The 20354-nt window shown below is 59.1% G+C and carries 16 protein-coding genes; 7 read left to right on the top strand and 9 right to left on the bottom strand.

What is annotated here, in order from left to right; genetic code table 11:
* Nucleotides 1-26: 26 nt before the first annotated feature.
* A complete protein-coding gene (locus tag B0D71_RS21220) occupies nucleotides 27-194 on the top strand; it encodes a DUF2474 domain-containing protein (RefSeq protein WP_103396486.1) in 168 nt (55 codons plus the stop codon).
* A 64-nt stretch (nucleotides 195-258) separates the two neighbouring features.
* On the opposite strand, the gene B0D71_RS21215 is transcribed toward B0D71_RS21220, so the two are convergent.
* Together B0D71_RS21215 and B0D71_RS21210 are read right to left on the bottom strand one after the other, a co-directional pair.
* Entirely contained in the window at nucleotides 259-1383 is a 1125-nt protein-coding gene (locus B0D71_RS21215) for a methyltransferase (protein ID WP_103396485.1), read from the bottom strand.
* 175 nt (nucleotides 1384-1558) lie between these two features.
* Nucleotides 1559-2272 carry a helix-turn-helix transcriptional regulator gene (locus B0D71_RS21210; protein ID WP_103396484.1) on the bottom strand — a complete coding sequence of 238 codons (714 nt, stop codon included), beginning with the start codon at nucleotides 2270-2272 and terminating at the stop codon, nucleotides 1559-1561.
* Between the two features lie 303 nt (nucleotides 2273-2575).
* Between B0D71_RS21210 and B0D71_RS21205 the strand changes: the two genes are divergently transcribed.
* The gene (locus B0D71_RS21205) at nucleotides 2576-3352 is read left to right on the top strand and encodes a ferredoxin--NADP reductase (RefSeq protein ID WP_103396483.1); all 777 of its coding nucleotides are present in this window, start codon (nucleotides 2576-2578) and stop codon (nucleotides 3350-3352) included.
* Nucleotides 3353-3394: 42 nt separating this feature from the next.
* Here the strand turns inward: B0D71_RS21205 and mscL are convergent, their stop codons facing one another.
* Nucleotides 3395-3808 (bottom strand): large-conductance mechanosensitive channel protein MscL, encoded by a 414-nt coding sequence (mscL, locus tag B0D71_RS21200; RefSeq protein WP_103396482.1) that lies wholly within the window; start codon nucleotides 3806-3808, stop codon nucleotides 3395-3397.
* Nucleotides 3809-4448: 640 nt separating this feature from the next.
* On the opposite strand from mscL, the gene radA reads away from it, so the two are divergent.
* Nucleotides 4449-5816: a DNA repair protein RadA gene (radA, locus tag B0D71_RS21195; RefSeq protein ID WP_103396481.1), complete on the top strand. Its 1368-nt coding sequence runs from the start codon at nucleotides 4449-4451 to the stop codon at nucleotides 5814-5816.
* A gap of 69 nt (nucleotides 5817-5885) precedes the next feature.
* Here the strand turns inward: radA and B0D71_RS21190 are convergent, their stop codons facing one another.
* The gene (locus B0D71_RS21190) at nucleotides 5886-6254 is read right to left on the bottom strand and encodes a PilZ domain-containing protein (RefSeq protein WP_103396480.1); all 369 of its coding nucleotides are present in this window, start codon (nucleotides 6252-6254) and stop codon (nucleotides 5886-5888) included.
* Between the two features lie 160 nt (nucleotides 6255-6414).
* Here B0D71_RS21190 and B0D71_RS21185 point away from each other — a divergent pair, with 160 nt between their 5' ends.
* The 3 genes from B0D71_RS21185 to yjiA all read left to right on the top strand — a co-directional run bounded on the left by B0D71_RS21185 (nucleotide 6415) and on the right by yjiA (nucleotide 9783).
* Complete coding sequence (locus B0D71_RS21185; RefSeq protein WP_103396479.1) at nucleotides 6415-8481, top strand: carbon starvation CstA family protein; 2067 nt, start codon at nucleotides 6415-6417, stop codon at nucleotides 8479-8481.
* 14 nt (nucleotides 8482-8495) lie between these two features.
* Nucleotides 8496-8693, top strand: coding sequence for a YbdD/YjiX family protein (locus tag B0D71_RS21180; protein ID WP_007895266.1), 198 nt, complete (start codon nucleotides 8496-8498; stop codon nucleotides 8691-8693).
* Between the two features lie 118 nt (nucleotides 8694-8811).
* Nucleotides 8812-9783 carry a GTPase gene (yjiA, locus tag B0D71_RS21175; protein ID WP_103396478.1) on the top strand — a complete coding sequence of 324 codons (972 nt, stop codon included), beginning with the start codon at nucleotides 8812-8814 and terminating at the stop codon, nucleotides 9781-9783.
* 95 nt (nucleotides 9784-9878) lie between these two features.
* On the opposite strand, the gene B0D71_RS21170 is transcribed toward yjiA, so the two are convergent.
* The 5 genes from B0D71_RS21170 to B0D71_RS21150 all read right to left on the bottom strand — a co-directional run bounded on the left by B0D71_RS21170 (nucleotide 9879) and on the right by B0D71_RS21150 (nucleotide 18275).
* Nucleotides 9879-10559: a GntR family transcriptional regulator gene (locus B0D71_RS21170; RefSeq protein ID WP_103396477.1), complete on the bottom strand. Its 681-nt coding sequence runs from the start codon at nucleotides 10557-10559 to the stop codon at nucleotides 9879-9881.
* Nucleotides 10560-10584: 25 nt separating this feature from the next.
* Nucleotides 10585-11289 carry a FadR/GntR family transcriptional regulator gene (locus B0D71_RS21165; protein WP_103396476.1) on the bottom strand — a complete coding sequence of 235 codons (705 nt, stop codon included), beginning with the start codon at nucleotides 11287-11289 and terminating at the stop codon, nucleotides 10585-10587.
* Nucleotides 11290-11356: 67 nt separating this feature from the next.
* On the bottom strand, nucleotides 11357-12670 hold the full coding sequence (locus B0D71_RS21160; protein ID WP_103396475.1) for a C4-dicarboxylate transporter DctA: 1314 nt from the start codon (nucleotides 12668-12670) through the stop codon (nucleotides 11357-11359).
* 344 nt (nucleotides 12671-13014) lie between these two features.
* The gene (gene glyA / locus B0D71_RS21155) at nucleotides 13015-14268 is read right to left on the bottom strand and encodes a serine hydroxymethyltransferase (protein ID WP_103396474.1); all 1254 of its coding nucleotides are present in this window, start codon (nucleotides 14266-14268) and stop codon (nucleotides 13015-13017) included.
* 158 nt (nucleotides 14269-14426) lie between these two features.
* Nucleotides 14427-18275: a sensor domain-containing protein gene (locus B0D71_RS21150; RefSeq protein WP_103396473.1), complete on the bottom strand. Its 3849-nt coding sequence runs from the start codon at nucleotides 18273-18275 to the stop codon at nucleotides 14427-14429.
* Between the two features lie 288 nt (nucleotides 18276-18563).
* Between B0D71_RS21150 and ettA the strand changes: the two genes are divergently transcribed.
* Nucleotides 18564-20228: an energy-dependent translational throttle protein EttA gene (ettA, locus tag B0D71_RS21145; protein WP_103396472.1), complete on the top strand. Its 1665-nt coding sequence runs from the start codon at nucleotides 18564-18566 to the stop codon at nucleotides 20226-20228.
* Nucleotides 20229-20354: the final 126 nt, after the last annotated feature.

Genomic DNA, 20354 nt, shown 5'->3' with positions numbered 1-20354 from the left:
ATCTACCTTAAACGGAGTAATTCGCCATGCCTGGCAAACATAGCCTGCACGACATTGAAGAAGCCGAAAAAAAGCCGCTGTGGCAGCGGCTTGGTTGGTTGGTCATGATCTGGGTCGGCAGCGTGGGCGCCTTGTTCATCGTCGCCAGCCTGATGCGCCTGTTCATGAACGCGGCGGGCCTGACCACGCACTGACATCCCTCCCGTAGCCTCAAGGCACGGATTTACAACCCTCCGACCGGAGGGTTTTTTTTGCCTGTTACTTGCGCGCCTTGAGGATCACGAATTTCGGATTGGCCGCCACTTGCTCGACGCCACGGAACAATCGCGCCAGCTTGCTGTGGTAACCCAGGTGACGATTGCCGACGATGTACAGCGCGCCGCCCACGACCAACGCTTCGCGCGCCTGCTGGAACATCCGCCAGGCCAGGAAGTCGCCAACCACTTGTTGCTGGTGAAACGGTGGATTGCACAGCACGACGTCTAGCGATTGCGGTTCCTGGCCGGCCAGGCCATCGCCGGCACGCACGATCACTTCCCGTTCGCCCAACGCTGCGCGCCAGTTTTCGGCGGCTGATTGCACCGCCATGAACGACTCGTCCACCAGCGTGTAGTGGGCCTCGGGGTTTTGCAGGGCGCTGGCGATGGCCAGGACGCCGTTGCCGCAACCGAGATCGGCGACCCGCGCCGAGCCGAGATTTTTCGGCAGGTGTGGCAAAAACGCCCGTGTGCCGATGTCCAGGCCTTCGCGGCAAAACACATTGGCGTGGTTGAGCAGTTCGATGGCCGGTTCGTCGAGTCTGTATCGCGTTGGATAGGGCGACACCGCCGGGGTTTTGTCTTCAGCGGTGGCAATCAATAGCCGCGCCTTCTTCACCGCCAGCGAGGCTTGCACGGGGCCGATGTAACGCTCCAGCAAGTCGCCCGCCGCCCGCGGCAGATGCTTGATCATGGCCGCGGCAATCACTTGGGCGCCGGGTGCCAGTTGGCCTTGCAGGCGGATCAATTGTTCTTCCAGAAGCGCCAGGGTTTTCGGCACACGGATCAATACGCAGTCGAACGGCCCGGCAGGGAGCTCGCTCGCGGGGACGCTCGGCACCGCATCAAACGCCAGGCCGTTGCGTACCAGGTTCTTTTCCAGGCCTTGAAAGGCCAGGAACGAATCACCGCTGCTGACCACCCGCATCTTGCCCGCCAGGCTGGCCGCCAGCGCGCCGAAACTGTCATTGAGCACCAATACCCGGGTGTCCGACGCCGGCTGCTGTTCGGCCAGGTGATTGAGCAGGTATTCATCGGCCGCATCGAAAGCTTGCAGCGGTTCGTTCTGCTGTTCGGGCTGGCGGATCAGGTCGAGGCTGGCGAAGGGTGTTTCGAGCAAAGGCATGGGGCGGGGCTCTGGGTAATCAACGGATGTCCCGCTGCCTGAAGGCGTTGGTGCGGGCGGAGCCGTCCGAGTGTACTGCGTCGTGAAGGTCTACACGCCAACACTCAGGAGGGACCGCAAATGGTACGTTTTTTTTGCCTGGATTACTCGCGGGTTTTCCTACGGTAGGGGGCTTTCAGATCGCCCCGGAACGGGCCGCGGCGATGACTGCCGCAATCTTGTTGTTGACGCCTAGCTTTTCAATAGACCTGCGCACATGAAAGTTGATCGTGCGTTCACTCAAACTGAGGATCCTGGAAACTTCATAGGCCGTCTTGCCATCGGCCGACAGTTTCAGGACTTCGAGTTCCCGCCGCGACAAGGGGGGAGTCTGAGGGCGAACCGGTTTTTTCGGTTGCATCCTCAGTGCCAGAGCGTGCAAATGGCGACTGATGAACACCGAGAAACCAAGGTTTTCGTACAGCTCGTAGGCTGAAATCGGGCAGTGGCTTCTGGCCAGGCTGAGGATGCTGTTAAGACCGGTTTCTTCATCGTGGATCGCCTGTGACCAGCCATGCTGCAAACCTTGTTGCTGCAGCAACTGCCATAGCCATGGCGTCTTGGAAAAAAGCTCTTCAGTCCAGACAACAGGCAACATTGACTGATTGCAATGCGCCACTATCGGGTCTACTTGCGTGGCGTTGTTTTTTTCATATTGAATGGTCCACTCAGGGGGGAAATTGTTCAGGCTCACGGGGTTGGCGTCGACCCCGACTGAGCTGGAAGTAATTGAAAATCCGCAGAATTTATAGCCAAGGTTCCTAGCGAAGTTGAGCGCGATTCGATAGGCAGTATTAATCTCCTGTGTATGGGCCAATTGCTTAAGTTGTGACTCCTTCCATATCTCCATGGGAACTCTCCATTCGCGTATCTTGTTGGTGCATTTTTTGGATCCGAGATCCGGCACGAAACGAAGTGTAGGGCAACTCCTACAGGGTTGGTGCAACAATTTTGCTCTTTTGACTGATGGAAAAGTGTGCTTCAGGTTCTTAGGTATATGGGTGTTATAAAGTGTCATGTGGCGTTTTATGATTATGATTGTTTGTAATATTTAGCAATAGGTCATTAGCGCATATTAATGCCACTACAAACTGTCTGTGTTTACGCTGCCGACTTTGCGGGACACTGGGGTATCTTTTGATTGGAGCCTTCCATGTCCGTCAGCGAAGAAAAATTTACGCGCCAGACCTTGCTCGAGGTTCATCCGTTGACCTCGAACCTGTTTACCCTGCGCGCCACGCGGGATGCAGGGTTTCGTTTTCGGGCGGGGCAGTTTGCCCGGTTAGGCGTCACCAAGGCTGACGGCAGCACGGTTTGGCGCGCCTACTCCATGGTGTCCTCGCCCTATGACGAGTTCCTCGAGTTCTTTTCCATTGTCGTACCGGGCGGTGAGTTCACCAGTGAACTCAGTCGCTTGGGCGTCGGCGATACATTGCTGGTCGACCGCCAGGCCTTCGGCTACCTGACTCCGGACCGTTTTGTCGATGGGTGCGACCTGTGGCTGCTATCCACCGGGACGGGCGTGGCACCGTTCCTGTCGATACTCCAGGACTTCGAAGTCTGGGAGAGATTCGAGCGGATCATCCTGGTCTACAGTGTTCGCGAAGCACGGGAGCTGGCTTATCAGGAGCTGATCGCGGGGCTGGCGCAACGCGAGTATCTGGCGGAGTACGCACACAAACTGCAATTCATCGCTACGGTCACTCGTGAACAGCATCCTGGCGCATTGAACGGGCGGATCACCACGCTGATTGAAAGCGGCGAACTGGAGCGCGCCGCGGGTGTTGCGCTGACGCCTGAGCATTCGCGGGTCATGCTGTGCGGCAATCCGCAGATGATCGATGACACGCGCAAGTTGCTTAAACAGCGGGACATGCACCTGAGCCTCAGCCGGCGGCCCGGCCAGGTCGCGGTGGAAAACTTCTGGTAAGAAAAACGGCGCCTCAAAAGCGCCGTTTTTTTGCTGATGCTGTCAAGGCCGGTTGTTTTGGGCCCTGAGCAAGTCGCGGATCTCGCCCAGCAACTCTTCTTCTTTGGTTGGAACCGGCGGCAGGCTAGGGGCCACGGCCTCTTCGCGCTTCAGGCGGTTGATAGCCTTGACGCCCATGAAGATCGCGAAGGCGACGATGACGAAGTCGAGGATGGTCTGGATGAATTTGCCATAGGCCAGTACCACCGCCGGAGTGGCGCCCTCCGCTGCCTTGAGCGTTATGACCAGATCACTGAAGTCCACGCCACCGATCAGCATCCCGATTGGGGGCATGATCAGGTCACCGACAAACGACGTCACGATCTTGCCGAAGGCGGCACCGATGATGATGCCGACGGCCATGTCGACCACGTTGCCTTTGACCGCGAAGGCCTTGAACTCGTTTAGCACGCCCATAGGTTATTTCCTTGTTACAGATGAGGTTGATGAACGCAGTGTAAATCAGCAAATCGCATCCTGCTCGAATCAACGGTCTGCTGTGCTTGCCAGCCATCGACCCTGGTAGTGCTGAAAAACTCACTGATTGATCTCATCTGAGGGGCCGCCAGGCCTTCTGCGGAGTTCGCATACGACATTTTTTTCAGCGAAATGGCGTCGTTTGTGTGGGCGAGCCAAGGTGAGAGACCATCCCTGTATCGGCGCGTTAAAGGTGATCGGGCAGTTAGTGCTCAGGAGGCTCTATTGAAAATTAATTGCCGTCGCAGTGATATGAACTGTTTAGTTGGTTTTAGGTGTCTGACAAGTTGCGTGTTTCCCTGAATCAATGCTGTGTTTTGTGTGAGTGTTTTGGAGGTTGTGCAAGAAATATGTAAATGAATAAAGTTTGTATAGGTTTTCAAAGCGTGCGATATGGCATGTCACTAGAGTTTGTTGGCCGAGTTGAGTAAAAAACTTATACAAGGTTCTGCAGGGTGGGTGTATCTCAATATACCTGTGTTTAATGGGGTCATTTGAACTCATCAAAGAGGTTGCGAAATATCTGGCCGCACTCGTGCGTCTCAGCTGAGCTATCATCGCGTTTTTTCCGGGAGTTCCGATGGCCAAGGCCAAGCGCATGTACGGCTGCACCGAGTGCGGCTCAACCTTCCCCAAATGGGCCGGCCAGTGCGGTGAATGCGGGGCCTGGAACACGCTCACCGAAACCATGGTGGAAAGCGGCGGGGCGGCAGCCCCCAGTGGTCGTACTGGCTGGGCCGGGCAGCAGGCGCAGATCAAGACCCTGGCCGAAGTCAGTGTCGAAGAAGTTCCACGCTTCTCCACCGCTTCCAGCGAGCTCGACCGGGTTCTGGGTGGTGGTCTGGTGGATGGCTCGGTGGTGCTGATCGGTGGCGACCCCGGCATCGGCAAGTCGACCATTCTGTTGCAAACCTTGTGCAACCTTGCCAAGAGCATGCCAGCGCTCTACGTCACCGGTGAAGAATCCCAGCAGCAAGTGGCCATGCGTGCGCGACGCCTGGGATTGCCTCAGGATCAACTGCGGGTCATGACCGAAACTTGCATCGAAACCATCATTGCCACGGCCCGCCAGGAAAAGCCCAGGGTGATGGTGATCGACTCGATCCAGACGATTTTTACCGAGCAACTGCAATCGGCACCGGGGGGGGTATCCCAGGTGCGTGAAAGCGCGGCGTTGCTGGTGCGTTATGCCAAACAGAGCGGTACGGCGATTTTCCTGGTGGGTCACGTCACCAAGGAAGGCGCGCTGGCCGGCCCACGGGTGCTGGAACACATGGTCGACACCGTGTTGTATTTCGAGGGTGAGTCCGACGGGCGCCTGCGTCTGCTAAGGGCGGTGAAGAACCGCTTCGGTGCCGTCAATGAACTGGGCGTGTTCGGCATGACCGACAAGGGCCTGAAAGAAGTCTCCAATCCATCGGCGATTTTTCTGACTCGCGCTCAGGAAGAAGTCCCGGGCAGTGTGGTGATGGCTACATGGGAAGGTACGCGGCCGATGCTGGTGGAGGTACAGGCGCTGGTGGACGACAGTCACCTGGCCAACCCGCGCCGGGTCACGCTGGGCCTGGATCAGAACCGGCTGGCGATGTTGCTGGCGGTGCTGCACCGTCACGGTGGCATTCCGACCCACGATCAGGACGTGTTTCTCAACGTGGTTGGTGGGGTCAAGGTGCTGGAAACGGCGTCCGATCTGGCGTTGATGGCGGCGGTGATGTCCAGCTTGCGCAACCGGCCGTTGCCCCACGATCTGCTGGTGTTCGGTGAAGTCGGGCTTTCCGGTGAGGTGCGTCCGGTGCCGAGCGGTCAGGAGCGTTTGAAAGAAGCTGCCAAGCACGGTTTCAAGCGGGCCATCGTACCCAAGGGCAATGCGCCGAAAGAGGCGCCGGCAGGGTTGCAGATCATTGCCGTCACGCGTCTGGAACAGGCGTTGGATGCGTTGTTCGAGTAACTTACAGACGAAACTCAATACCTGTGGGAGCGAGCAAGCTCGCTCCCACATTGGATTGATGGCAGACCGTCAAATCTCGATCAGCGCCCCCAACTCTCGTTCCAGCTCCTGCGGATCAGCCAGGTTGAGCTCGATCAATCGCCGTAGCCGTTCGATAGACTCCAGGCTGATGTGCAGGCAGACAAAACCGAGTTGGCCATGGTCATCGTGGGCCAGTTGCACATCCATGGTGATATCGGCCTCTTCACTCAGATGAATGTCGACCAGAAAGTCCTGCTGCGCATTGCCCAGCCACGGATCGGGTCGCTCGATCAGTAACCCCTTGAGCGACAGATCAATCAACTTCACTGGCCAAGTGGACTCACCCTGACTCAGCTCGGTTCGGGCATCGAACGCAATACGTTTGAAGCGGCGACGTTCGGCAGGGTGCTCGCTCATGGCGCGATCCTCGTAGATGTACGCTGACTATAGACCCGCATTCTTCAAGGCTGCCAGCGTGGGCAGGTGTCTAGACCTATGTCGGGGTATGGCCTTTGCCGTCAGGAGCGCTAAACTCGGGGTGGCTGTCTTTCTTGTCCACTCTGGCTGGAATAATAAAATGAAAAATAATAATAGCCCGCTACGCCATTTGCCTTGGCTGCTGCTGGCAATCGTAGGTGCGTGCGCCCTGGGTGTCGTGGCATTGCGCCGAGGCGAGGCAGTCAACGCCTTGTGGATCGTGGTCGCTTCCGTGGCCATCTATCTGGTTGCATACCGCTACTACAGTCTGTTCATCGCTAACAATGTCATGCAGCTCGATGCGCGACGGGCCACTCCCGCCGTGCTCAACAATGACGGTCTGGACTACGTGCCGACCAACAAACACATTCTCTTCGGTCACCACTTCGCGGCCATCGCCGGGGCGGGGCCGCTGGTCGGTCCGGTGTTGGCGGCGCAAATGGGTTACTTGCCCGGCACGCTGTGGCTGATCGCCGGTGTCGTACTGGCCGGTGCCGTTCAGGACTTCATGGTCCTGTTCATGTCTACCCGCCGCAACGGCCGGTCCCTGGGCGACATGGTCCGCGAGGAAATGGGCCGCATCCCCGGCACCATCGCGCTGTTCGGCTGCTTCCTGATCATGATCATCATCCTCGCGGTGCTGGCGCTGATCGTGGTGAAAGCCCTGGCCGAAAGCCCGTGGGGTATTTTCACGGTGATGGCGACCATCCCGATCGCGATGTTCATGGGCGTGTACATGCGCTACATCCGTCCGGGTCGTATCGGTGAAATCTCCGTCATCGGCGTGCTGTTGCTGCTCGGTTCGATCTGGCTCGGCGGGCAGATTGCCGCGGATCCGGTGTGGGCCAAGGCGTTCAGCTTCACAGGCGTACAAATCACCTGGATGCTGATCGGTTACGGTTTTGTCGCGGCGGTGTTGCCGGTGTGGTTGATCCTGGCGCCGCGTGACTATCTGTCGACTTTCCTGAAAATCGGCACCATCGTGGCCCTGGCCATCGGCATCCTGGTCACCATGCCCGAGCTGAAAATGCCGGCCCTGACCCAGTTCATCGATGGCACCGGCCCGGTATGGAAGGGCGGGCTGTTCCCGTTCCTGTTCATCACCATCGCCTGTGGCGCGGTCTCGGGTTTCCATGCGCTGATCTCTTCCGGCACCACGCCGAAACTGCTGGATAACGAAACCAACGCCCGCTACATCGGTTACGGCGGCATGTTGATGGAATCCTTCGTGGCCATCATGGCGATGGTTGCCGCCTCGGTGATCGAGCCGGGCGTGTACTTCGCCATGAACAGCCCGGCGGCAGTCGTCGGTGGTGATGTGGTGGCGGTAGCGACGGCGGTCAGCAACTGGGGCTTTGCCATCACCCCGGAAGCGTTGCAAGCCGTGGCCCATGACATCGGTGAAACCACCATCCTGGCTCGTGCCGGTGGTGCTCCGACCCTGGCGGTGGGGATCGCGCAGATCCTGCACAGTGTTCTGCCGGGCGAAAACACCATGGCGTTCTGGTACCACTTCGCGATCCTGTTCGAAGCGCTGTTCATCCTGACTGCCGTGGATGCCGGTACCCGTGCCGGTCGCTTCATGCTGCAGGACTTGCTCGGCTCGTTCGTGCCGGCCCTGCGCCGCACCGAATCCTGGACTGCCAACCTGATCGCCACGGCCGGTTGCGTGGCCATGTGGGGTTATCTGCTGTACCAGGGTGTGATCGATCCATTGGGCGGCATCAACACCTTGTGGCCGCTGTTCGGTATCTCCAACCAGATGCTGGCGGGCATCGCGCTGATGCTCGGCACCGTGGTGCTGATCAAGATGAAACGCCAACGCTACATCTGGGTGACCTTGGTGCCGGCCGTGTGGCTGCTGATCTGCACCACGACGGCGGGCTTCATCAAGCTGTTCGATGCCAACCCGGCGATCGGTTTCCTGTCGCTGGCCAAGAAGTACAGCGACGCGCTGGCCAATGGCCAGATCCTCGCCCCGGCCAAGGACATCACCCAGATGCAGCACGTGATCTTCAACGCCTACACCAACGCAACGCTGACCGCGCTGTTCCTGTTTGTGGTGTTCAGCATCCTGTTCTATGCGCTCAAGATCGGTATTTCCGCTTGGGGTAGCAAAGAGCGTACGGATAAAGAAGCGCCATTCCATGCGCTGCCGGAAGCGTGATCGAGGATTTGCACATGTTCAATGACCTGAGTCGCCTCGGTAAATACCTCGGTCAGGCTGCGCGCCTGATGGTCGGCATGCCCGACTACGACAACTACGTCGAGCACATGCAGACCAAACACCCGGACAAACCGGTGATGAGCTACGAGATGTTCTTCCGCGAACGTCAGGAAGCCCGTTACGGTGGCAAGGGTGGGCCGAAGTGCTGTTGAAATACACCACTTAGGCATCACCTCTGTAGGAGCCGGCTTGCTGGCGATAGCGATCTTCGGGACGCCATCGCCAGCAAGCCGGCTCCTACAGTTTTTTCTGCGCCCAGGAGACCTTATTTTGTCAGTCCCTATACCTGTCACGATCCTCAGCGGCTTCCTCGGCGCTGGTAAAACCACCCTGTTGCGCCATCTGCTCAAAGCCGAGCACGGCCTGAAAGTTGCCGTGATCGAAAACGAATTCAGCGATGCCGGCATCGATACCCAGTTGTTGGGCGACGAGCCGGTGCAAGTGATGACGCTGTCAAACGGCTGCGTTTGCTGCACCATTCATACGGACCTGACCAAGGCGCTTTATTTGTTGCTGGAGCGCCTGGACCAGGGCGACATCGCCTTCGACCGGCTGGTGATCGAATGCACCGGCCTGGCCGACCCGGCACCGGTGGCGCAAACCTTCTTTATCGACGAAGAACTGCGTGAACGCTATATCCTCGACGGCATCATCACCCTGGTCGATGCCGCCCACGCTGATCTGCATCTGACCCAGACCATCGCCCAGGCACAGATCGGTTTTGCCGACCGCCTGCTGGTGAGCAAGCGCGATCTGGTGGACGAGCCGACTTTCACCGCGTTGAGCGAGCGCCTGACCCGCATCAACCGTCGCGCCCCGATTCGCGTGGTTGACCACGGCAGGATTGACCTGGCCGAATTGCTCGACGTGCGTGGTTTCAACCTCAATGCCGATCTTGGTGGTGGCGTGAGTTTGCGCCCGGTGAGCAAAGCGCCGTCCATCGACCGCATTTCCAGCCTGGTGCTGCGCACTGAAAAACCGCTGGATATCGATAAGCTCAGCGAGTTCATGAACGAGCTGCTGGAGGAGCATGGCAAGCAGTTGCTGCGCTACAAAGGCGTGTTGAATATCCTCGGCGAATCGCGTCGTATGGTGTTCCAGGGGGTGCTGAAACTTTATGGTTTCGACTGGGATACCGAGTGGGCTGAAGACGAAGTGCGCGAGAGCGTGATCGTGTTCATTGCCGATGACTTGCCGGAGGAAAAGATCCGTGAGGGGTTCGCGCGGGTGGCGGCGGTCTGAAGTTTTATGGCGTTTGTCAGGACGCCATCGCGGGCAAGCCCGCTCCTACAGGGATCACTTGAATCCTGTGGGAGCGGGCTTGCCCGCGATGCGATCTAGCCGGTAGCACAATGTTCACGGGTTGTATTGAGAAGTGTCTGTTCCAGATGATCCATATGCCGGTTTATCAACATGGCCGCTGTCGCAGCGTTTCCATGTTCAATAGCGCTAACAATCGCCAAATGCGCCTGCCACGCGCAACAACTGCGCGTCTGCTCCTCACACTGCGCAATCGCTAATGAGGTTTGCGGTATCAAGCTGTCGAGAAAATGCGCCAACGGTGCATTCCCCGCCATTTGTGCCAACTGCAAATGAAACTCTCCCGACAAACGAATCGCCCGGCCGCGCTCGGCGCATTGGCGCTCGTTTTCGACCAGTGTGCGCAGGCGCTTCAAGTCTTGCGCACAGGGTCGCTGACAGGCCAGCCGCACCAGCATGATCTCGGCCAGACGCCGGGCATGCAGCGTCTGCCGGGTCTGCTCGACATCAAGCTCGGCGACGCGGGGACGATGGTTGACTCGAAGGATGATGATCTGTTGATGGGACAGTCGCGTCAGCACATCACGCATGTCGCTGCGCCTTGCACCGAACATCAGCGCCAGGCTTTCTTCGGTAAAGCGACTGGCCGAGTGGATGCGCAGTTCGAAAATGGCATCGAGGACCCGCGAATACAGATCGTCCACCGTAGGGCGGACGGGCAGGGTAGCGAGCGTTTGTGGCGAGGCGAAGCTGTTCATGGCCGATCTCCAGTTCGAAGAGGTTTCAACTGCCGAAGTTGTCTTCCGGAATGTTCAGCTCGATGCCCATCCGCTGACCTTCCCGAAGAATGTGCCGGCGCATCTCGGCGCTGGCCTGAGCGCTGTTCTTGCTACGGATCGCCCGCACCACGGCTTCGTTTTCTTCAAGGCGTTCAGCCAGGTGCTCTGGGGAATTGCGCAACACTTCGGCGCTCTGCTTGAGGGCATTGCTGGTTTGCTGGACCACGCTCTGGAAGATCGGGTTGGATGTCAGCGTGAACAGTTCTTCGTGGAACGCGATGTAGGCATTCACGCCGGCTTCACTGTCATTGGCTTCCAGGGCTTCGCGCATGTCCATCAGGGTCAGGCGCAGTTGCCCGACTTCCTTGCTGCTGATGGATTGCGCCACCAGGCCAACGATGAACGGCTCGAGGGTGTAACGCAGTTGCAACACATCTTCCAGGCTCGCCGTGGCCACAGCGCTTTCATGCGCCTGGCTGTCGGCGAGACTGGCTTCGAGCACCACCACGCCTTTGCCCGGCATCGAGCGCACCAGGCCCAGGGTTTCCAGGACGATGACCGCTTCACGCAGGCTCGGGCGGCTGATGCCCAGTTGTTCGGCCAGCTCGCGTTGCCCCGGCAGCATTTCGCCCGAGCGCCACTGACCACGGGCCAGCGCGGCCCGAAGTTTTTCTACGACTGAATTCACAACGGTCGAGGTGGTAATCACTGTTCGCTCCATGAGCATCTGTAACGGTTATTGACCGTGCCTGCCCGGGAGCAGGCACGGCGATTATTCAAAATTCCTGCTGATGCGTCGGGGCCACGGGTTTTCGCGGCTGGAAGGTATAGCCTGCCTGGCCAGAAAGTACCTTGTTCGCCCGTTGCACATCGATGTCCTTTTCCCACCGGGCGATAGCCACGGTCGCCACACAGTTGCCGATCAGGTTGGTCAGCGCTCGGCCAATGCCCATGAACCAGTCCACGGCCAGCACCAGCACCAGACCTACCACCGGAATTGCTGGAATGGCCGTCAGGGTTGCCGCCAGGATCACCAGCGCCGATCCGGGAATACCGTGCGCGCCTTTGGAGGTGATCAACGACACCAACAGAATCGTCAGCAGGTCGGTCATGGCCAGTGGTGTGCCGGTGGCATTGGCAATGAACACGATGGCCAGGGTCAGGTAGATCGAAAAACCGTCGAGGTTGAACGAGTAGCCGGTAGGAATCACCAACCCGACCGTCGAACTGCCGATGCCCAGATGTTCAAGCTTGCGCATGATTTGTGGCAACACAGCATCGGACGAAGCGGTACCCATGACGATCAGCAGTTCTTCGCGCAGGTACTTGAGCAGCGGCCACATTTTCAGGCCGGAGAGGCGCATCACCAGACCGAGAATCAGCGTCACGAAGGCTACACAGGTCAGGTAAAACAGGCCGACCAGGCTGCCCAGGTGCTGCAGTGAGTCCAGGCCATATTTGCTGGTGGTGAAGGCGATCGCACCGAACACACCGATTGGCGCCAGGCGCACGATCATGCCCATGATGCGGAAGATCACGTGGCTCAGTTCATTGATCAGCCGGGAGATGCCCGAAGCAGCCTCACCCACCAGATTCAGCGCGCTGCCGAACAGCACCGAAAACAGCAGGACCTGCAGGATGTTGTTGTCGGCAAAGGCGCCAAGCACCGAGGTCGGAATCAGGTCCATGAGGAACTGCGTAGTGGTGTGCATGTGCTGGCCGCGCTGGGCGATGTCGCCCATATCGGCCGCGGAAAGCTGCTCCAGATGAATGTTCGCGCCACTACCGATACCGGTGCTGAAGGCGAACACCAGGCCAATCACCAGCGCAATGGTGGTGAGGATTTCAAAGTAGATCACCGATTTCAGGCCGATGCGCCCGACCTTTTTCAGGTCTCCGGCACCACTGATACCGCTGACCACCACGCAGAACACAATCAGGCCAATGAGCATTTTGATCAGCTTGATAAAACCGTCACCGAGCGGTTTGAGCTGAGCGGAGTATTCGGGAAGGGTCAGCCCGCAGACGATGCCGAGCACCAGTCCGAGAACCACTTGGAGGAAGATTGAACGCGAGCACCATCTGAGCATGGGAGGAATCCTGGTCGGTGTCCTGGCTGCCGTGCGCCAGGCGCATCGACTTCAGGACTTAATTATTGTGGTCTTACCGGTATGTCCAGTGCAGGTGGAGTCTAGGCGCTATTTTTGTGTATTCGCAAGTAAAAACTAGAAAATTGGCATGACCGGTCTTACCAGTTGAGCTGGTCCTGTAGGCGCTGGCTTTCCAGCGAAGGCGTCCCCAAAGTCGGCGCTAATATCCAAGACGGTTTTCGCCGGCAAGCCGGTTCTTACAGAATGCTGGCGTTTAAAACGCAGGCGAAAAAAAACCGGCCATCTCTGGCCGGTTTTTTATGGCAGCGGTCTAGCGGGGCTGATTAAGCGCCGTATACCGGCAGCTTCTTGCAGATAGCCTTGACCTTCTCACGAACAGCGTCGATCACTGCTTCGTTGGAAAGATCTGCCAGGATGTCGCAGATCCAGCCGGCCAGTTCCTTGCACTCTGCTTCCTTGAAGCCGCGAGTGGTCACAGCCGGAGTGCCGAAGCGCAGGCCGGAGGTGACGAACGGGGAGCGTGGGTCGTTTGGCACGGAGTTCTTGTTCACGGTGATGAACGCTTTGCCCAGAGCGGCATCGGCGTCTTTACCGGAGATTTCCTGCTTGATCAGCGACAGCAGGAACAGGTGGTTCTGAGTACCGCCCGACACCACGTCGAAGCCGCGCTCGATGAACACGCTGGCCATGGCCTGGGCATTCTTCACCACTTGTTGCTGGTAAACCTTGAACTCAGGCTGCAGCGCTTCCTTGAAGCAGATCGCTTTAGCGGCGATCACGTGCTCCAGCGGGCCGCCCTGGGCACCCGGGAATACGGCGGAGTTCAGCTTCTTCTCGATGTCGGCGTTGGCGCGAGCCAGGATCAGGCCACCACGTGGACCGCGCAGGGTCTTGTGGGTGGTGGTGGTCACGACGTCAGCGAATGGAACCGGGTTCGGGTAGACGCCAGCGGCAACCAGACCAGCTACGTGGGCCATGTCGACGAACAGGTAGGCACCTACCTTGTCGGCGATTGCACGGAAGCGCGGGAAGTCGAGGATCTGCGAGTAGGCAGAGAAACCGGCCACGATCATTTTTGGCTTGTGCTCAACGGCCAGGCGCTCGACTTCGTCGTAGTCGATCAGGCCGTTGGCGTCGATGCCGTACTGGATGGCGTTGTATAGCTTGCCCGAAGACGAAACGCTGGCACCGTGGGTCAGGTGACCACCGTGGGCCAGGCTCATGCCCAGGATGGTGTCACCAGCCGACAGCAGGGCCAGGTAAACGGCGCTGTTGGCTTGCGAACCGGCGTGCGGCTGAACGTTGGCGTAGTCGGCACCGAACAGCTCTTTGGCGCGATCGATAGCCAGCTGCTCGACGATGTCTACGTACTCGCAACCACCGTAGTAGCGCTTGCCCGGGTAGCCTTCGGCGTACTTGTTGGTCAGTACCGAGCCTTGAGCTTCCATCACCGCAGGGCTGGTGTAGTTTTCCGAAGCGATCAGCTCAATGTGCTCTTCCTGGCGCTGAGCTTCTTGCTCCATGGCGGCAAAGAGATCGGCGTCGTACTTGGCAATAGTCAAATCACGGCTGAACATGGCGGTCCTCAAGGATCGGGGGCGGAAAAGGGGGGCATTCTACCCCAACGGGTTTTAGATGGCATATGAAACGGCATCATGTCGCAGACAAGTGGGCTTCATCTGGGGATGGATGGTGACCGTGCTGGCCCCATCGCCGGCAGACTCACCGCAACAATTCAGTCGAACATGAACAGCGCATCATTGCTGAACTGCCCTTCGAACCGGCCCGCCGGCATCGGGCGCCCGAACAGGTAACCCTGCACCTCGTCGCAACCGTGCTCGCGCAGGAAGTCCAGCTGTTCATGGGTCTCCACACCTTCGGCGATCACCGCCAGGTTCAGGCTGTGGGCCATGGCAATGATCGCCCGGGCAATTTGTGCGTCTTGCTCGCCGCTGGGCAGGCCATCGACGAAGGTGCGGTCGATCTTCAGTACGTCGATCGGGAACTGCTTGAGGTAGTTGAGCGATGAATAACCGGTACCGAAGTCGTCGACCGCAATGCTCAGGCCGAGGTTTTTCAGGCCGTCGAGGATCTGCATCGCCTCGCGGACTTCGCGCATCAGGATGCTTTCGGTGAGTTCCAGTTCCAGGCACGCCGGCGGCAGGCCGGTTTCCTTGAGGATGGTGGCGATTCGTGTGCCGAGTTGGCCATCGGAGAACTGCCGCGCCGAGATATTCACCGACACCTTCGGCACCCGTACCTTGGCCTGATGCCAGGCCTTGAGTTGACGGCAGGCTTCGCTGATCACCCAGTCACCGACATCCACCACCAGCCCGAGCTCCTCGAGCACCGGAATGAAATCTCCTGGCGGCACCAGCCCGCGGCGTGGATGACGCCAGCGCAGCAGCGCCTCGGCACCGGTCAGGCGCTTGCCGTCACCGCTGAACTGCGGCTGGTAATAAAGCACGAATTCGTTCTGTTCCAGGGCGTGGCGCAAGTCACTTTCCAGTTCCAGTCTTTCCAGGGCGCTGGCGTTCATGTCCGCCTGATAGAACTGGAAGTTATTCTTGCCACGCTCCTTGGCGTGGTACATCGCGGTGTCGGCGTTCTTCATCAACTGGCTGAGTTCGTTGCCGTCCTGCGGGCTCAGGGCGATGCCGATACTGGCCGTGACGAAGAACTCGCGGCCCTCGAGCACGAAGGGTTTCACCAGGCTGGCGAGAATCTGTTCGGCCACATTAATGGCCCGGTTCAGGGCGATCTCACGGTTGGCTCGCGGTTGCAGGAGCAAGGTAAATTCGTCGCCGCCCATGCGCGCCACGGTGTCGTCATCGTCGACGCAACCGAGCAGGCGCGTGGCCATTTCCTTGAGCATGCGGTCGCCAGCGGCGTGGCCCAGGGAGTCGTTGATCGGTTTGAAACGATCGAGATCGAGGAACATCAGCACCACCCACGACTTCTGCCGTTCGGCCGATTGCAGTGCCGTGTGCAGGCGATCCTGGAACAGCGTGCGGTTGGGCAGGTGAGTCAGGGCGTCGTAGTAGGCGAGGCGGTGAATTCGCTGCTCGCTGGCCTTGCGCTCGCTGATGTCGCTGAAGAAGCACACGTAGCTGGCCAGGTCGCCTTCGTCGTCGAGTACAGCGGTGATCCCCACCCAGGCCGGGTAATGCTCGCCATTGCGGCGCTTGAGCCAGACTTCGCCTTCCCAGGTGCTGTGCTGGCCCAATTGTTTGAGCACGTAACGCAGATGGGCTTCCTGCTGGTCGTCGACGGTCAGCATGTTTGGCAACTGGTCGAGAACCTGTTCCACGGCATAACCGCTGACACGGCTGAAGGCTTCGTTGGCCTGGACGATGTAGCCGGCCGGATCGGTGATCAGGATCGCCGAGGTGGAGTGTTCGAATACCGTGGCGGCCATGCGCAAGTCTTTTTCGGCCCGGCGTTGCTGGCTGATATCGCGGCCGACCCCCAGCACGCCTTCGAAAGCGCCGTGTTCGTCCCAGACCAGCACCAGCCGCAATTCGATCGGGATCTTGCGCCCGTCGGCCCGCAGGCAATCGAACAGGAACAACTGGGTTTGCACCTGACTGCGTAGCAGTGCCAGTTGATCCGGTTGATCCAGCGCTTTGCTGACCCGGTCCATCAGGTGATAGATGCCGGTCAGTTGTTGCGGGTTGGCGATGGTCGATTGCCAGCCGTTCTGGAAAATCCATTCGGCGTCGTAGCCCAGCACTGCTTGCACTGAAGGGCTGACGTAATTGAGGTTGAGGCGGCTGTCGGTGGAGAAAATCACGTCGCTGATACTTTCGGCGAGCATCCGGTAGCGCTGCTCGCTGTCACGCAGCGATTCACTGGCTTCGATCTGGTCAGTGATGTCCTTGGCCACGCCGATGATCCGCGTGACCTGGTCGTCCTTGTCCCGCGCCAGTGCCTGCTCGCGAATCTCGAAGCGTCGCCACTGGCCGTCCCGATGGCGGAAGCGCAACTGGCACTGCATCAACTGGTGATAACCGGCCTGGCGCTGGATCTGGCGGGAGCGATGGTAATAGTCGGCGTCTTCGGGATGCAGGAGGATTTCCCAGAAGTACTCGCCCATCTGGTGCAGCTCGGTGCGGTTGTAGCCCAGAGTCTGGCCCAGATGGTGGTTGCTGAAGATCATGCGCTGGCTGATCACATCCTGCACATACAGATGATCCGGCACCGTGCGCACCACGTCTGACCAGAACCCTTCGCGCTCCAGCAATGACAGTTCGATGAGCTTGCGGCTGGTGATGTCGGTGATGCTCAGGATCACCGCTTTATAGTCGTCCTGGGTTTGCGGCAGACGCAGCACCAGCCACAGGTGCTGGTCGCGACCGCTGGCATCCTGCAGTTTGATTTCCAGTTCAAGCTGGGGCTGCTGGTTGAGCACCGCGTCGAGCACCTGATTGCCGATGGCGGTGCCGTCCTGCGGGTTGCCGTCGATCAGCAGTTTCCAGGCCTTGTCGGCGTTATCGACATTAAGCAGTTGCAGTGCAACCTGGTTGACTTCGGTGATCCGTAGTTCCTGCAACAGTTGCCGACGTTGTCCCGCAACCGCCAGCCACGTTTTCAGTTGCCCACTGTCCTGCAATCGCGCCTTGTCGAAGACGTTCTTGAGCCCAGACATGTCGAGGACGCACAGGGCCACGCCGGTGCCTTCGAAAATGTCCTGGTAACGTCGACGCCCCTCACTCACCTGGCGTTGACGCCTGCGCATGTTCAGCAAGGCGAGAAACGGCAGCATGGAAAACGCCAGGCCCAGCAGGCATTTGCCGATGAACGCCGGCAGCAGTTCTTCCAGCACGCGCTGACGGTCGAACAAGCCGCGCAGTTGCCAATCGCTACTGCTTAGCGGAACCGTCAGCACGCTGTTGGCGATATCGTCGGGGGTCAGCGTTCCCGGGTTGACCGAGGGCAGTGCTTCGTCGCGGCTGATGATCTGATGATTGATGCGGTTCTCCACCAGCCACAACGGGCGGCCACCGGCCTCGCTTTGCTTGGTCAGTGACGAAAAGAAGGTGGGTGTCAGGCGCAAGGCCCAATAGCCTCGGGAACTGCCGCTGGCCTGATGCAACAATAAATGCACCACGGATCCGTCGGTGGCGTTGCTGAAGTAATGCGCCTGGGAGTGGCTGCGGCGTACCAGTTCGCCCATGTAGTCGCTGTCATCGCTGTCGGCAGCGCTGTCGCTGATGACTCTTCCTGATGGGCTGAGCAAAGCCAGGCTGCGCAGATCAGGCAGCGACTGTTGCAGCTTGCGCAGCAGCGCCTGTAGCTCATCGGCGTCCTGCGGTTGCTCGACGATCGGCAACAGATTGAGGGCGATCTGCGCGTTGAGCGCCATGTTAAGGCTGACCTGAGCGGCCAGGTCGGCGGTGTAGTCGATGGTGTACTGACGCTGGTTTTTCTGGGTTTCGCGCAACTGATCGAGCAACTGCCAGAACAGCAGGGCCAGCAGCAATAACACGAGTGTCGCCAATGTGCCCTTCAAGGTCCCGCGCAGGGGTGAGCCGGGCGCTGTGGCCGGCGCACTGGAAGTCAGAGGCGGAGGAACATTGGACAAGCTGTCATCCTGCGGTTTGGCTGGACTGGCGCGACGTGCACTATAAGCCGGACGCCCGAAGGGCGGCTAGCATGCCTTGAGTTGTGGCGAAGTGCCAGCCCCTGCCCGTCGGCTGGACTGCCATCTGTCATTAAGGTAGCTTTGTCGGTTACGCGGGAGCGTTCCAGCTCCTAAAATCAGGCTTTTCAGCGCGCTTATATTGAAAGCTCTCAATCGGGCGACGCGCACAGCCTGGCCAGGCATCGCCTGTGCCCTAATCATTCATCTGTCACTGACCCTAGGTTCTCCATGGCTCAATACGTATTCACCATGCATCGGCTGGGCAAAGTTGTTCCGCCGAAGCGGGAAATCCTGAAAAACATTTCTCTGTCCTTCTTCCCCGGCGCCAAGATCGGCGTGCTCGGCCTCAACGGTTCGGGTAAGTCCACGTTGTTGAAAATCATGGCTGGCGTCGACACCGAGTTCGAGGGCGAAGCCCGCCCGATGCCGGAGCTGAACATCGGCTACCTGCCGCAGGAACCGCAACTGGATCCGACCAAGACCGTGCGTGAAGTGGTCGAGGAAGCGGTCAGCGTGATCAAGAACGCCCAGGCGCGTCTGGACGAGGTCTACGCGGCTTACGCTGAAGAAGACGCCGACTTCGACAAACTGGCTGCCGAACAGGCCAAGCTCGAAGCGATCCTGCAAGCCAGCGACGGTCACAACCTCGATCGTCAACTGGAAGTCGCGGCCGATGCGCTGCGTCTGCCGGCCTGGGATGCCAAGGTCGAATTCCTCTCCGGTGGTGAGAAGCGTCGTGTGGCCCTGTGCCGCCTGCTGCTGTCCGCCCCGGACATGCTGCTGCTCGACGAACCGACCAACCACCTGGATGCCGATTCCGTTGCGTGGCTCGAGCACTTCCTGCACGACTTCCCGGGCACCGTGGTCGCGATCACGCACGACCGTTACTTCCTGGACAACGTTGCTGGCTGGATTCTGGAACTCGACCGCGGCGCGGGCATTCCTTACGAGGGCAACTACTCGGGTTGGCTGGAAGCCAAGTCCGATCGTCTGGCTGCCGAATCCAAGCAGCAGTCGGCCCATGAAAAGGCCATGAAGGAAGAGCTTGAGTGGGTGCGCAAAGGCGCCAAGGCCCGCCAGTCGAAATCCAAGGCTCGTCTGCAACGTTTCGAAGAAATGCAATCGCAGGAATTCCAGAAGCGCAGCGAAACCAACGAGATCTACATCCCGGCCGGTCCGCGCCTGGGCGACAAGGTCATCGAATTCAAGAACGTCACCAAGGGCTATGGCGACCGCGTGCTGATCGACAACCTGTCGTTCTCCATGCCTAAAGGCGCCATCGTCGGCGTGATCGGCGGTAACGGTGCCGGTAAGTCGACCCTGTTCCGCATGCTGATGGGCAAGGAAACGCCGGATTCGGGCAGCATCGAAGTCGGTGAAACCGTGCAGCTGGCGTGCGTCGATCAGAGCCGCGAAGACCTGGATGGCAGCAAGACCGTATTCCAGCAGATCTCCGACGGCTCCGACCAGATCCGCATCGGCAGCTACGAGATCCCGTCGCGTACCTACGTCGGTCGCTTCAACTTCAAGGGCGGCGATCAGCAGAAGTTCGTCAAGGACCTGTCCGGTGGTGAGCGGGGTCGCTTGCACCTGGCCCTGACCCTGAAAGAGGGCGGCAACGTCCTGCTGCTCGACGAACCGTCCAACGACCTCGACGTCGAAACCCTGCGTTCCCTGGAAGAAGCCCTGCTGGACTTCCCGGGCGCCGCCATTGTGATCTCTCACGATCGGTGGTTCCTTGACCGCGTCGCGACTCACATCCTGGCGTACGAAGACGACTCGCAAGCGGTGTTCTTCGAAGGCAACTACACCGAGTACGAAGCCGACCGTAAAAAGCGTCTCGGCGAAGCGGCTGCCCAGCCGCACCGTGTACGGCACAAGAAACTGGCCTGATTTCGGGTTGGTTGCATCAAGAACGGAGCCTTCGGGCTCCGTTTTTTTGTGTTTTTTTCAGTGGTATCGGGGTGAATTCATCGCTGGCAAGCCAGCTCCTACAGGCTACACACCTGTAGGAGCTGG

The sequence above is a fragment of the Pseudomonas laurylsulfativorans genome (genome assembly GCF_002906155.1).
Lineage (GTDB): Bacteria > Pseudomonadota > Gammaproteobacteria > Pseudomonadales > Pseudomonadaceae > Aquipseudomonas > Aquipseudomonas laurylsulfativorans.
This window is presented reverse-complemented; position numbering and strand designations above follow the sequence as displayed.

Coding starts and splice junctions, on each gene's coding strand:
- B0D71_RS21220 (WP_103396486.1), top strand. CDS start 27: ATGCCTGGCAAACATAGCCTGCACGACATTGAAGAAGCCGAAAAAAAG.
- B0D71_RS21215 (WP_103396485.1), bottom strand. CDS start 1,383: ATGCCTTTGCTCGAAACACCCTTCGCCAGCCTCGACCTGATCCGCCAG.
- B0D71_RS21210 (WP_103396484.1), bottom strand. CDS start 2,272: ATGGAGATATGGAAGGAGTCACAACTTAAGCAATTGGCCCATACACAG.
- B0D71_RS21205 (WP_103396483.1), top strand. CDS start 2,576: ATGTCCGTCAGCGAAGAAAAATTTACGCGCCAGACCTTGCTCGAGGTT.
- mscL (WP_103396482.1), bottom strand. CDS start 3,808: ATGGGCGTGCTAAACGAGTTCAAGGCCTTCGCGGTCAAAGGCAACGTG.
- radA (WP_103396481.1), top strand. CDS start 4,449: ATGGCCAAGGCCAAGCGCATGTACGGCTGCACCGAGTGCGGCTCAACC.
- B0D71_RS21190 (WP_103396480.1), bottom strand. CDS start 6,254: ATGAGCGAGCACCCTGCCGAACGTCGCCGCTTCAAACGTATTGCGTTC.
- B0D71_RS21185 (WP_103396479.1), top strand. CDS start 6,415: ATGAAAAATAATAATAGCCCGCTACGCCATTTGCCTTGGCTGCTGCTG.
- B0D71_RS21180 (WP_007895266.1), top strand. CDS start 8,496: ATGTTCAATGACCTGAGTCGCCTCGGTAAATACCTCGGTCAGGCTGCG.
- B0D71_RS21170 (WP_103396477.1), bottom strand. CDS start 10,559: ATGAACAGCTTCGCCTCGCCACAAACGCTCGCTACCCTGCCCGTCCGC.
- B0D71_RS21160 (WP_103396475.1), bottom strand. CDS start 12,670: ATGCTCAGATGGTGCTCGCGTTCAATCTTCCTCCAAGTGGTTCTCGGA.
- glyA (WP_103396474.1), bottom strand. CDS start 14,268: ATGTTCAGCCGTGATTTGACTATTGCCAAGTACGACGCCGATCTCTTT.
- ettA (WP_103396472.1), top strand. CDS start 18,564: ATGGCTCAATACGTATTCACCATGCATCGGCTGGGCAAAGTTGTTCCG.